This window comes from Candidatus Uabimicrobium amorphum, assembly GCF_009002475.1.
GTDB classification, from domain to species: Bacteria; Planctomycetota; Uabimicrobiia; order Uabimicrobiales; family Uabimicrobiaceae; genus Uabimicrobium; species Uabimicrobium amorphum.
Window position 1 is genome coordinate 4,785,595 of record NZ_AP019860.1, and the last position, 12,499, is coordinate 4,798,093.

The 12,499-nt window shown below is 40.0% G+C and carries 9 protein-coding genes and 1 pseudogene; 8 read left to right on the forward strand and 2 right to left on the reverse strand.

Annotated elements, in window-relative coordinates; translation table 11 throughout:
• The first annotated feature begins 142 nt into the window (after positions 1 to 142).
• The 3 genes from dinB to UABAM_RS17420 all read left to right on the forward strand — a co-directional run bounded on the left by dinB (position 143) and on the right by UABAM_RS17420 (position 5,287).
• Positions 143 to 1,243, forward strand: coding sequence for a DNA polymerase IV (dinB, locus tag UABAM_RS17410; RefSeq protein ID WP_229759271.1), 1,101 nt, complete (start codon positions 143 to 145; stop codon positions 1,241 to 1,243).
• Between the two features lie 106 nt (positions 1,244 to 1,349).
• Positions 1,350 to 3,392, forward strand: coding sequence for a serine/threonine-protein kinase (locus UABAM_RS17415; protein WP_173013384.1), 2,043 nt, complete (start codon positions 1,350 to 1,352; stop codon positions 3,390 to 3,392).
• Positions 3,359 to 5,287, forward strand: coding sequence for a hypothetical protein (locus tag UABAM_RS17420; RefSeq protein ID WP_151969289.1), 1,929 nt, complete (start codon positions 3,359 to 3,361; stop codon positions 5,285 to 5,287). The genes UABAM_RS17415 and UABAM_RS17420 overlap by 34 nt, the downstream gene beginning before the upstream one ends.
• Positions 5,288 to 5,345: 58 nt before the next feature.
• Here UABAM_RS17420 and UABAM_RS17425 read toward each other — a convergent pair whose 3' ends face one another.
• Positions 5,346 to 5,723 carry a VOC family protein gene (locus UABAM_RS17425; protein ID WP_151969290.1) on the reverse strand — a complete coding sequence of 126 codons (378 nt, stop codon included), beginning with the start codon at positions 5,721 to 5,723 and terminating at the stop codon, positions 5,346 to 5,348.
• Positions 5,724 to 6,035: 312 nt separating this feature from the next.
• On the opposite strand from UABAM_RS17425, the gene UABAM_RS17430 reads away from it, so the two are divergent.
• The 5 genes and pseudogenes from UABAM_RS17430 to UABAM_RS17450 all read left to right on the forward strand — a co-directional run bounded on the left by UABAM_RS17430 (position 6,036) and on the right by UABAM_RS17450 (position 11,420).
• Positions 6,036 to 7,361: a cytochrome P450 gene (locus UABAM_RS17430; protein ID WP_173013385.1), complete on the forward strand. Its 1,326-nt coding sequence runs from the start codon at positions 6,036 to 6,038 to the stop codon at positions 7,359 to 7,361.
• Positions 7,362 to 7,550: 189 nt separating this feature from the next.
• A complete protein-coding gene (locus UABAM_RS17435) occupies positions 7,551 to 8,885 on the forward strand; it encodes an alpha/beta fold hydrolase (RefSeq protein ID WP_151969292.1) in 1,335 nt (444 codons plus the stop codon).
• Between the two features lie 186 nt (positions 8,886 to 9,071).
• A complete protein-coding gene (locus UABAM_RS17440; RefSeq protein ID WP_151969293.1) occupies positions 9,072 to 10,169 on the forward strand; it encodes a serine hydrolase domain-containing protein in 1,098 nt (365 codons plus the stop codon).
• 220 nt (positions 10,170 to 10,389) lie between these two features.
• Positions 10,390 to 10,733 (forward strand): annotated as a pseudogene (locus UABAM_RS34205) (SDR family NAD(P)-dependent oxidoreductase); the annotation flags it as partial.
• A gap of 27 nt (positions 10,734 to 10,760) precedes the next feature.
• On the forward strand, positions 10,761 to 11,420 hold the full coding sequence (locus tag UABAM_RS17450; protein ID WP_151969294.1) for a cupin domain-containing protein: 660 nt from the start codon (positions 10,761 to 10,763) through the stop codon (positions 11,418 to 11,420).
• A 47-nt stretch (positions 11,421 to 11,467) separates the two neighbouring features.
• Here the strand turns inward: UABAM_RS17450 and UABAM_RS17455 are convergent, their stop codons facing one another.
• Positions 11,468 to 12,355: an SPFH domain-containing protein gene (locus UABAM_RS17455; protein ID WP_151969295.1), complete on the reverse strand. Its 888-nt coding sequence runs from the start codon at positions 12,353 to 12,355 to the stop codon at positions 11,468 to 11,470.
• Positions 12,356 to 12,499: the final 144 nt, after the last annotated feature.

Sequence of the window (12,499 nt, forward strand, 5' to 3'; positions counted from 1 at the left end):
GTGCTCCTCGCAAAATAGAGGTACATTCATTCTTAAATGCACATGTGTAAAGGCGGATTTTACATGAATCATTTTGCCTATTTTTGTTATCATACAAATTTGTGGTTATTTTTGCAACTTTAGTAGTCATAGGTGATATAGATTGGGACACATAATCAAGAAAATTATTCACATTGATATGGATATGTTTTTTGCCGCGATAGAGATACGCGATCATCCGCAATTGCGTTACACACCTGTTGTCGTGGGTGGCAAACCAAACAGCCGTGGTGTGGTTGCTACGGCAAATTATGAAGCGCGCAAGTACGGTATTCGCTCGGCAATGCCATGTCGCGAAGCATATAAGCGCTGTCCTCATTGTGTTTTTATACGTCCACGCATGGAAAAATATCGCGAGGTCTCACGGCAAATTCGTGATATTTTCTACACCGTAACTGACATGGTGGAGCCACTGTCGTTGGACGAGGCATATCTCGATGTCACGCAAAATAAGTTGCATGATGAAAGCGCGACGCGTGTAGCGCAACATATAAAAAAAACAATCTTGGCAACGACACATCTCACCGCTTCTGCAGGCGTTGCGCCAAACAAATTCGTCGCCAAAATTGCGTCCGATTATAATAAACCCGATGGCTTGTGTGTTGTTGCGCCCCCATCGCTATTGAAGTTTATTCATCCACTTCCCGTCTCTAAAGTTCCAGGGGTTGGGAAGATTACCAACGAAAAGTTACAGCGTTTACAAATTAAAACCATCGCTGATTTGTCGCAAAGACCGTTGACATTTCTCATCGATCACTTTGGTAAATTTGGCGTTCATTTGCATAACATTGCGCGTGGGGTGGACGAGCGTGAGGTAGTTGCCGATCGCATTCGTAAATCTTATGGGCGCGAAACTACTTTTTCCGATGATATTACCGACATGCAAAAAATTCACACGTATTTGTGTGAATGTTCACAAAACGTATTTCGCGCAATCACCAAACAAAATTTGCGTGCTAGAACAGCGACGCTAAAAATCAAGTACCACGATTTCCAAACCATCACGCGCCGTAGTACAAAAGAAGGGTACTTTATGTCGGCCCACGAATTATACGAAACCATATCCTTGCTTTTGCAGCAAACAAAAGTGGGAGAAACCCCTATTCGCCTCGCTGGTGTGAGTGTTTCTAGTTTTGAAGATGTCAATTCTCAGCAGTTGTATTTTGATTTTGACGATGACATGAATAGTGTTATAGGAGAATAATCTATAATCTATTAGCTATAACTTGTTATCTATATTAAGTTGTGATAATATCGATAATCACACATACCGTTTAAAGTGCCAGAGCATTCTTGATATGGAGACAAGTATGTTAAAAAGTATTTCCGATGAGTTAACCGAATATTTCAAAAAATATCAAATCATCCGCAAACTTGGCGAGGGTGGGATGGGGGTTGTTTATCAAGTTTTTGATCCGCAGCTCAATCGCAACCTTGCTGTCAAAGTGATTTCATCAGCAGGAAATTCCAAAATATCGAAGCGATTTTTACGCGAAGTAGAGATTACCGCCCAGCTAGATCATCCAAATATCGTCAAAGTTTACAACAGCTCGGTGTATAATGGTAAACTTTTTATGGTGATGGAGTACATCGAAGGGCAAACCTTAAAAGACCATTTAGAAACAAGTTCGCTTTCTATTTCTCAGCGCGTAGAAATGATGATCGCTGTGGCGAAAGCAATTCACTATGCACATGAAAAAGACATTATCCATCGCGACCTAAAACCAGACAATATCATTGTAAAAAAAGATGGTACGCCATATTTAATGGATTTTGGAGTGGCGAAAATGCGTACCAGTAAGTCGCTCACAGCAACACACGAGTCTATCGGTACGCCTTTGTATATGTCTCCTGAACAAGCCAATGGTAGTCGTAAAATAGATTTACGTTCGGATATCTATTCCTTTGGGGTGATTCTTTACGAAGTGCTGTGTGGGCACAGAATGGTTGCTGGGGATAGTACGATGAATGTTCTATACAACGTGATTAACGAAAAACCTGTACGCCCCACAACAGTCAACGATGAGGTTCCACAAATACTCGAAGACGTTTGTTTGAAAGCTGTGGAAAAGAAAAAAAATAAACGCTACGCAACGATGCAAGAGCTTATCGCTGACTTACAACAATATCTCAATCCTCAAAGTGAAATGCTGTACTTTCTGCGCAAAAAGTGGAGTAAGTACCAAAAGCCATGTTATATTGCACTGATATTATGTTTTACGCTTATATCCATTTTGTTTGTTAGACAAAAATACCAGGCACATTTGTTAAGCGAGTACAACAAAAATATTGAAGAACGGTCGCGAAAATTTCAAGAGTACGTAAAAAACAAGCAGTACAATTTGGCAATGCAGCAACTCAGAAAGTTGTCAGTGAGTGAAGACGACTACAACTACCAACTGGCGCATATTATGTACCAAATGGGGCAAAGAGAAGCTCTTGAAACGTACGAAAAAATTGCTTCACCTCCCAAGAATGACTTTTTGTTCAGAGGGAAATTACTTTTTCTAAATGAGATGTATGAAGATGCCATTGATGAGTTTGAGAAACAGCTAAATTTTATTGATCGACAATATCTTGCTTTAGAGTCTGATGATAAATATGCAAAAAAAAGTTTGCAAGAAAGTAAACGTCTGACGCTTGGTTATATGGGGGAAAGTTTTTTCCATCTCAAAATATATGATGAGGCAATAAAATCTCTTGAAGAAACGACAAATGAAAAGGGTTTTTTCTTATTGGGGTCAAGCTATTTTTTTAAAGAAGAGTATTCTAAAGCGATTCTATTTTTGAATAAAGCGAATGAAAAATATGCCAAAAATTATCACAGGTGTTTTCGCCTGGCGCAGTGTCTTCTGCAAGGAAAAGCGTGGAAACAAGCGATACCTCTGTTGAGTATTTGTATTGACGAGCAACCCTGGCAAGCGAAACTCTATAAATATAGAGGACAAGCATATTATGATTTGGGAGACTACGAGAATAGCTACAATGATTTTGTAAAACTTTCGCAATTAGACGCTGGGACAAAGAATTATAACCATGGACACTCCTATGTCGGTTATTTTTTAAACATCGTCATTTCTTCCGAAAATCCAAAAGATCACCATAAGTTTGCTTACCGGATGATCAATCATTTAAAGGGAATATACGCCGCAGTTGATCAAGATCTTTTAGCTGAACAAAAACGCGTATTGTACAAAGGAATTGTAAAGCCACAATTTGCGCCGTTAGACACAAAATCACTTGATCATTTCATTGATATTCTTCAACAAAAAAATATTCGGCACAAGTTTTACGTATGGCAGAGTCTGGTTTGGAGACTATGGCCTATTGGCCAGATGTTTGGCAACGACTAGAAAAAGCGAAGTTGTACAAAGTCAGCAGCAAAATATTCGAGCAGCATGAAAAAATAAAGATGCAGGAAATGACGTATTTTCTCAAGCGCCTTTTTTTACTGTACGATCAAAGAGCCCTTAAAGATCTGTATCAGCAAGAAAATAGTAGCGCTCTTCTGGAAAAGATACTCCGAAATCCTGATGAGAATAGGATTATACGCTATTTTGCGGCGCGTGCGTTAAAAAAAATGAAAACGATTAACGCGTACAAAGTTTTGCAACGTAACTGCTCTTCTAATCCAGTAACTAGTCTTTATTGTTTGACTTTTACTGGGAAGAGCATCGAGAAGCGACTGACACAAATTGATAAAATTATTCGCATGAAAAATAGTGATGATATACCTGCGATTGTTTTGGCCATTGAGCATTTTGGCAAGAAGGCAGTGCCCGAAAAGGTAAAAAAATTGCTCGATGAGAACATTGGCGTGCAAGTACGTTTGGCGGTAGCAAATCACTTGTGGTTGCGTTTTGGGTATGAACCCGCAAAAAATATTTTACTAAAGCAAACTATGGAGGGGGACCGAGGATTACGTCGCTATGCACTCGTAAAGTTTTGGAAGCCTATTATTTCTCATATGGAAGGTACGGTGGAGATCAACTCCGACAACTGGATTGGTTTTCGCGATTTGGGAAAAAGAGATCGGATGATGGCAGAGCAGAAGCCTAGGTTTGAAATCTGGACGAGACCGGACGATAAAATTATGCAGTGCTTTGCTATTTTTGCCAGCGGTTATGCTGGTTGGAAGCCCGCCGTAGAAAAAGCACGACAACTGTTGGCGACAGATATACCCGAGTATCAAAATTTTGAGTATTTACTGTTGAATGCGATCAAAATGCTGGGAGAACCCAATGAGTGTCTTGAATATGCTTCACGAAAAAATGCATCGTGGATGGCACAAATAGTATTTTTAACTAGTATACACAATCTAGTCCATTCTCCTTTTGGAATGATACAGCAGATTAGTGATATCAATAACATCAAGGTTTTGCCCAACAACGGCCAGGAACGTTTTGCTTTTATGCGTTCATTGTTATTCAAAGTGATTCCCCAGGCTCCGATAACTTTAAAGCTACCCGAAGCCTTTGCGCGTACCATACACGGTGTCATGACACCTGTTTTTATTGGAAATTTGAATAGTAAAGATCCCTATCTACGTATTAGTTCTGTGGAAGGTTTGAGTTTATTATTTGATGATTACAAAAAGAAAATTATCTATGTTTTGAAAAAAGAGAAGTTGCTTAAGGTAAGAAAAGCCGCTACTTTTAGTCTAGTACGCCATGTCGCTTCACGTGGCGATATAAAATTACCCACTAGGAAAAAAAATGTAGATAAATACTTGAAAAAATTTACAAAAAAACTGCACAAAGCAGCAGCTTGGGGATGTTCGACGGCATCTTCTGCAAAAGAAATCAAACTACAACACGGAGTTGATATCTTAGAATATCGCGAGCATGTGGCGGAATCTTACAATGAGGTTGCCGATCTCGAATACTGTAAATTTTTGATCTCAAGAGCGCTCAAATTTGATCCCGGAGACAGCGATTATCTTTTTGAAAAAACAATTATATGTTACTTACTCGGTGAATATGAAAATAGTTTACAGTGTATTGACCAAGTTCTTGTTGAAAGCAGAGATGACTACTATTTAACGTGGAAAGCAAAAGTTCTTTTTGAGATGCAAAAATTTTCTGAGTGTAAAAAAATAGTTTTAGAGGGACTTGCCATCAATCCGTGGAATGTCAACTTGATTGAATTGCAAATCAAAGTATGGGAGAATCTCAAAGAAGAGGAAGAAGAGGAAAAAGAAAAAAAGTTAAAGAATATTCGTCAAAGATTAGAGTTGTTTTATAAGTAATATCGTCAAATCTATTTATAAACGTTATGAGTCCTGGCTTTGCCAGGACTCATGCCTCTTACCCTATTTGATAATAAAATACATTGAGTTTGTTGCCATCTAAGTCGCGAAAATAACCAGCATAAAAACCATCATCGCCACGTGGACCAGGTTTACCTTCGTCCTGCGCTCCAAGTTCGATGGCTTTGTTGTAAATTTTTTGCACATCTTCTTTTGATGTGGCTTCCAATGCAACCATGGTACCATTGCCTACTGTTGCAGGGTTTCCGTCAAATGGTTTGGTGATTCCCAACCCCGGTTTCCCAGGAGCTACAACCCACGCGATAAATGTTTCCATTTCCATAAAACGTTTACCACCCATTTCTGCGAACAATTCATCGTAAAACTTTGCCGCTTTTTCAAGGTCATTGGTACCCAAAGTTACGTAGCCTATCATTTGTTTAACTCCTCTCTAAATATTTCTACTTTCATCATATTTATTTTCACGTTATTATATCTTTTTGGCAAGGCAATGTAAAATGTTTGCCGTATATTTTCCGTATATTTTGCAAATGTAGATGTGAAGATGCAAAAGTGGTGTAAAGATTATATCTACAAACAAAAAAAGCCGGAAATGTTGTTTCTACATTTCCAGCTTCAAATCTCTATTTTACATTGGTAAATTAGAATTACTCTCATTATAACGATTTCTGGTTTTATGAAAAGTTATTTTCAAAAATTTGTCCTAAATTTTCGATTAGGAAATGTTATGTCCAAAAAATATGATTATCCCAAAGGGCCAAGGATGCCAAGTTTTGTGCAAACTTTCCACTGGTTTTTTCGCGTGTATCCTTTTTTAACAAGATGTGCTGAGCGGTTTTCTAGTCCGATAAGATTAAAATTTCTCGGATTTGGCAAAGTAGTCATGTTTAGTGATCCACAATCTATTCGCGAAATTTTTTTGGGAGACACAAATGTTTTATTTGCTGGCGAAGGCAATAGTTTATTGGAACCTTTTCTCGGAAAGAACTCTTTGCTAATTCTAGACCAGGAGCGCCATCTGCGTGAGCGTCGCTTGTTGCTTCCGCCTTTTCATGGTGAGAGGATGCGCCACTATGGACAATTTATGCAAGATATTAGCGAAAAAATAATGGATAAGTGGCCCGTGGGTAAGCCTTTTGCCGTAGACAACTATTTACAAGAAATTTCTCTCGAAGTTATATTACGAGTTGTTTTTGGTATTGAAGATCAACAAAAATTTGTTACTTACAAAAAGGCTATTCTGGCTTTACTGCGTCATATGGACGGATTTGGTGCACTTGTGTTATTTTTGCCGGTGCTACAGAAAGATTTAGGACGATTTAGTCGTTGGGGACGCTTTCAAAATGATATGCGTAAATTTAACGATCTTATCTATGAGGAACTCAAAGGACATAGCACCGAATCTGGTGAAGATATTTTGAGTTTGTTAATAAACGCCACTTATGAAGATGGAAGCAAAATGCAACCGCCAGAGATTCGCGACCAACTTCTTACCGCTCTTCTTGCGGGACATGAAACTACTGCGACTGCTTTGGCATGGGCTTTATATTGGTTAGATAAGACGCCACGAGTTTATCAAAAACTTTGTGAAGAGTTAGACAGTGTAGATGAGTGGGATGCGAAAACTCTCTCGCGTTTGCCGTACCTTGATGCGGTGTGTAAGGAAACTTTGCGACTCAATCCGGTTATTCCTATTGTCGCACGGCGCCTACAGCAAGACTACACGGTGAACGGCTACCATTTATCAAAAGGAACATTGGTGGCACCGTGTATTTTTCTTACTCACCACCGAGAGGATCTATATCCAAATCCCCAAGAATTTCGTCCCGAAAGATTTATCGAACGCAAGTATTCACCGTATGAATTTTTGCCATTCGGTGGTGGAGTGAGGAAATGTATAGGAGCTGCCTTTGCCACCTATGAAATGAAGCTTGTTTTGGCAACTATTTTGAGGCGATTTTCCATCAAGCTCAAAAATACTAAGTTAAAAATGAAACGTCGTTCTGTGGTGATTACTCCGGGGAAGTTACAACTAGTGGTTCATGAACGCTAAGGGAAAAGGCATTTCGCACACGTGGATTGTTGATTGCGGTGGAATATGTAATTGTTTATAAACAAAGTTTTACCTTGGTGGAGCGAAAATAGTTTTTATTGTCTATCATTCTGTGATATAGTGGAATTAACACACGATTAACGATGTAATTAACACACACCTATAGGAATATGTTTCGGAGGTCGTTACGTGAACAAAATAGTTTTATTTAGTATTAGCTTGTTTATTTTCGCTATTTTTCCTGCTGCGGAAGATATCGATGGTTTTCCCAAAGATTTCCCACAGCTTTATGATAGCGGAGGTAATGGTTATGGATCTGCTCTTTCTGGATTTGGGGGGAATCACTCCTTAGATCGTGAAGGAAATCGCAAAGCCATTAGCAAAAACCCTGTTATCCTTTTACACGGGAATGGCGGCAATGCACATCACCCACAATGGGGGATGCTGAAGTTGCGTTCTTTTCTCAAGGAAAAAGGATATAATCATTCAGAAATTTGGGCCGTTTCTTATCTAGGTCCGGACAATTCTGATGCAGAACTTCCTGATCCTCATCGTAATAACATCAACGATGTACGCAGTTTTATTGATGCCGTACGTGAATATCTCGATGTACAAAAAGTTGATATCATCTCTCACTCTCTAGGCGGAACGTTAGTGAAGTCTTACTTGATGGGACTTCGTGAAGATGGGTCTTGGGACAAGTCGTTACGTCGTTTTGACGCGGTGGGAACCGTTGTTACCATGGCGGCAGGTAACTATGGACTAGGTGCATTTTCTGTTGGTGAGTTTCAGACCGGTGGTGCATTTGAAGCAAAGATCCATAGTTTAGATGGTGTCAAAGATGATACTCCATATGGTTCTAGCGAAGGTTCTTCACAAAAAGGTCCTTACCAAAAAGTGAGCAAACTGGATAACGATCAAATTACTTATGTCGCTGTCTGGGCAGAAGGGGATTTTGTCGATATGCAAAATCCGAAAACGGGTCGTTTGGAAGGAGCAGACTTTAATCGTGGTTATAATTTAGGTTGGGGATTAGAAGGACACGAAAAAATCATTAAAGACAAAAATGTTTTTAACGGCTTCGCATCGTTTCTAAACACAAAAACCAATAAACCACCAAAACCTGCGCCACCAGTGATCACTATTTCACCAAATGGTGGTGAATTTATTGGTAAGGTAAATGTCTACGTTCGCGCAACAAACAAGCCTGAAGTAGTGTTTTATACAACAGACGGTGAGTCATGGCAGCGCTATGAAGGTCCTTTTACTTTAACAGAAGATTCTGTGGTGAAGGCCAAAGCGGAAAATAAGTATGGTAAAAGTTTAGAAGTGAGTGTTACTTTTACAAAAAGCGCTACTCCGCCATACAAAAAAGTTCTCGCCACTGCGACAGAGCATTATATGGCAGGTCGTATTGACAACCAAAAATATATAGAGCTTGGATCTAAATATGGTTATATAGATCCTTTTTACTTATATTTAATCGAAGGTTCTAAGGGTTGGACAGACGAAAAACCTGAGTAGTATTTTTTCAGGTAAGGGGCAGTAAAAAATATTGCTCTCAAAATTTACCCGGAGTTGTAAAAGACTCCGGGTGTTTTTTTGCACATTTGACAATAATATTTTCAATCTTTATAAACATAGTGGTACCATTGAGATGGTTGTAAAATTTTTATAGCAATTAGATTGCTAGATTGAAAGGGGATTGTAGTGAAAGCATACATTTTTGCCGTAATGTTCGCTGTTGTTTCGTGTCAGGCACAACTAAAGACCTTTGATAACATAATACCCGTGGATGACACTTTTAGTAAAAATATGTATCCCACAAGTGCGCAGTCGCGTAATTACCGCCTTGCTGCTGATTTTTCTAAAAAGCGCGCTGGAAAAGCACTGATCGTTATCCAGGGTTATGATATTGTTTTTGAAGAGTATCACAATGGGCACGCTGCGGAAGTACCTTTACATATTTGGAGCGGAACAAAAGGTTTTACCGGAGCGATGGGAATGTGTGCGGTGAATGAGGGACTGGTGAGTCTTGACGACAAAATTGCCGATACGATTCCCGAGTTTAAAAAAGACCCACGCAAAGCCAAAATTACGATGCGTCACTTAATGAATTTTACGAGCGGCCTAAAAATAAAATTTGGTCTAACAAAAGATATGATGAAAGAAGAACAAACAATTCCCGATGTCTATCACGAGGCCATTCAACTACCGGCAACCAAAAAACCAGGTACTCATTTTGTTTATGGTGGAACACATCATCATGTGCTAGGGGCGTTTTTGCAGAAAAAACTCAAAGAAGATCCCATTAGTTATATGCAACGGAAAATTTTTAATCCTATAGGGTTTCGCTATTCGGGATGGTATAGAGACTCTCAAGGAAATCCGGCCTTACCCTTTGGCTGCTGGACAACAGCGAGAGAGTGGGCAAAGTTTGGTATTTTGATGCGCGACGATGGAAAGTGGAAAGGCAAGCAGGTTATTCCCCAAGGCGTATTAAAACAATGCACGATTCCCACACCAGTAATGCCCGTATTTGGCTTTGGTTTTTGGTTAAATCAGGAAGTACCAGCAAAATATCGCAAAGATTTAGGCTTTTTCTTTCAGATGCGCACCAATTCATTGTTTGGTCCGGCAATTTATCCACGAGGACCAAAAGATTTGTTTGTCGCGGCGGGGCATTTGGGAAACCGTTGTTATGTGATTCCGTCTAAAAATTTGGTGATTGTACGCCTGGGAAGCAAGAACTACGGCGACTTTGATACCAAATTTCTAAAACGAATACTCGACGGTAGGATTTTTTAATGTAGGGGGCGGACCTTGTGTCCGCCCGTTCCTAAATACCGTTGGTGTACGTTTCCAATTAGAAACCAACGAACCACAAGCCACGAACCACAAGCCATGAGCCATGAGCCATGAGCCACGAGCCACGAGCCAAGAGCCACGAGCCACGAAGCCACGAGCTAAAAGTAAATACGTTTTTTCACCTACAATTTCCCAAATAGTACTAGGAATTCTATATTTAAAGGCAAAACAGGCAATAAAAGCGACACCTTCTTCGGCATATTCTATGGCAAAAGCAGGGTTACATTCCTTCACACAACATTTAGCAATGGAGTTAGGAGATGATAACATACGTGTGAATCTGTTTCTCCCGCAGTAGTTGTTACCCCAATATACGGTGCGTTTATCGAACCTGAGAAAATTGAGCAAGAACTCCAGGGATTCAATGGATTTCATCCTATTGGACGCGTGGGTAGAGCAGAAGATGTGGCAAAAACAATCGATTTTCTCCTATCGGATAATGCCAATTGGGTAACAGGGGCGATTTGGGATGTCGATGGTGGTGTGATGGCAGGTCGCAATTAATTTAAAACCAGTTTATGGGAGTTTATCATGAAAATCAATAGTGATTTTACAAAACGCGTTGTGGTTAGACTGGAAGACTACAAATGGCAAGATTCGCCGATTGCCGGTGTGGAACGTATGATGTTAGATCGTATTGGTGGTGAGGTCGCCAGGGCAACAACGATAGTACGTTATGCGCCAAACAGCTATTTTTCATCTCATCGCCATGGTGGAGGGGAAGAAATCTTTGTTCTCGACGGTATATTTGGCGATGAGCATGGTGAATATCCCGCAGGAACATATCTGCGCAATCCCATCGGTACAGAGCATACACCCAAAATTGGTAAAGAAGGAGCAGTGATTTTTGTAAAATTACATCAATTTTCTACAGAAGATAAAGAGCAAATTGCGATAGATACCTTGACCGAACCATGGCTGGAAAAAGAGAAGTATAAATTTATGCCCCTACATAATTTCGAAGAGGAAAACGTTGCCTTACTTTTGCTAGATGCAAACTGTAAGCCATATAAGGAAATTTTAAAGGGGGGTGCAGAAATCTTTGTCTTGGAAGGTACGATACACGATGAGGAAGGTTCTTATCCAAAGGGAACATGGATCCGCTTGCCGCATATGAGCGAGCAACAAATTTATACTAAGGACCAAGGAGCAAAAATATACATAAAAAAAGGACACTTACCGCAAAATTGATGAGATCTAAGTCGCTTATAGACCGAATCTATAAGCGACTTAGATAACTACGACTTCATTTGATTGGTGATTGCTTTAATGAGAGCCGTTGGGTCATTTTCTGTTGATTTGCTATTGGTAAAAACAATGATGGAACCTTTACCCTTTGCAGCGTCTCTGATGGCATCGCGCTCATCGATTCCTGCAAAATATTCGAGGATTACTTGGTCACTGACACCCTGTAATCCGTCGCGTATTTCCTTCATCGCGTCACCAATTCCTTCCGCGATCGTTTTTCGCTGTTCTACATATGCTTGTGCTGTTAGCTTGAGGCTTTCGGCGTTGGCTTTTGCTTCTCCAACTTTGCGGATGCGTAGAGCTTCCGCTTCGGCGATGGCCGCTTCTTGTTCACGCTTCGCCGCAATGACACGGTTAAATGCGTCGGCCACTTCCTTGCTTGGTTCCGGTTCATCTACCAGAACAGTAACGATTTCATAACCGAAGGATTCTAGTTTGCTTTTTAGATCTTCTTCTACGGCAACGGCAATATCATCTCGTGAGGTATACAAATCAGCCATTGTCATTCCCGCGGCCTTCGAGCGGATAATGTTGAGTACAAAAGACTTGATTTGCTGTACAGGTTGATCTAACTCATAAAAAGCAGCCTGTACTTTGTTTTCTAAAACGCGAAACTGCACTGCGACAGGAAAGCGAATAAAAGCATTGTCAAGTGTTTTCACACCAACAATATCTTTGACCTCTTGTATTTTTAAGTTAACCGTTCCTACCGACGAAGCAATAGGCCACGGCTTCTTAAATTGTAGTCCTGCTGGTTTTACAGCTTCAAATTTTCCAAAGACCTCTATGATTTGTGCTGTTTTTTGCCGAACAACAACAATACAACTTGCAATCAAAAACAACACAACAACTGCTGCTACCACATAAAAAGCTTCCATAATATACCTTTCATAAAGTTGTACAGCTTTTGCAATTGTGGGGTATTGTGTTTTATACAAGTGCGAAGCTGTACTAGGATGAAAAAGTTTACAGTAAGACGAGGGAGGATTCGTTTGTGTTGAAAAATTTTTAGGAAATCTGAA

Bases quoted from the DNA above. Each gene is read 5' to 3' on its own strand.
- UABAM_RS17415 (WP_173013384.1), top strand. From the start codon at position 1,350: ATGTTAAAAAGTATTTCCGATGAGTTAACCGAATATTTCAAAAAATAT.
- UABAM_RS17420 (WP_151969289.1), top strand. From the start codon at position 3,359: ATGGCCTATTGGCCAGATGTTTGGCAACGACTAGAAAAAGCGAAGTTG.
- UABAM_RS17425 (WP_151969290.1), bottom strand. From the start codon at position 5,723: ATGATAGGCTACGTAACTTTGGGTACCAATGACCTTGAAAAAGCGGCA.
- UABAM_RS17430 (WP_173013385.1), top strand. From the start codon at position 6,036: ATGTCCAAAAAATATGATTATCCCAAAGGGCCAAGGATGCCAAGTTTT.
- UABAM_RS17450 (WP_151969294.1), top strand. From the start codon at position 10,761: ATGAAAATCAATAGTGATTTTACAAAACGCGTTGTGGTTAGACTGGAA.
- UABAM_RS17455 (WP_151969295.1), bottom strand. From the start codon at position 12,355: ATGGAAGCTTTTTATGTGGTAGCAGCAGTTGTTGTGTTGTTTTTGATT.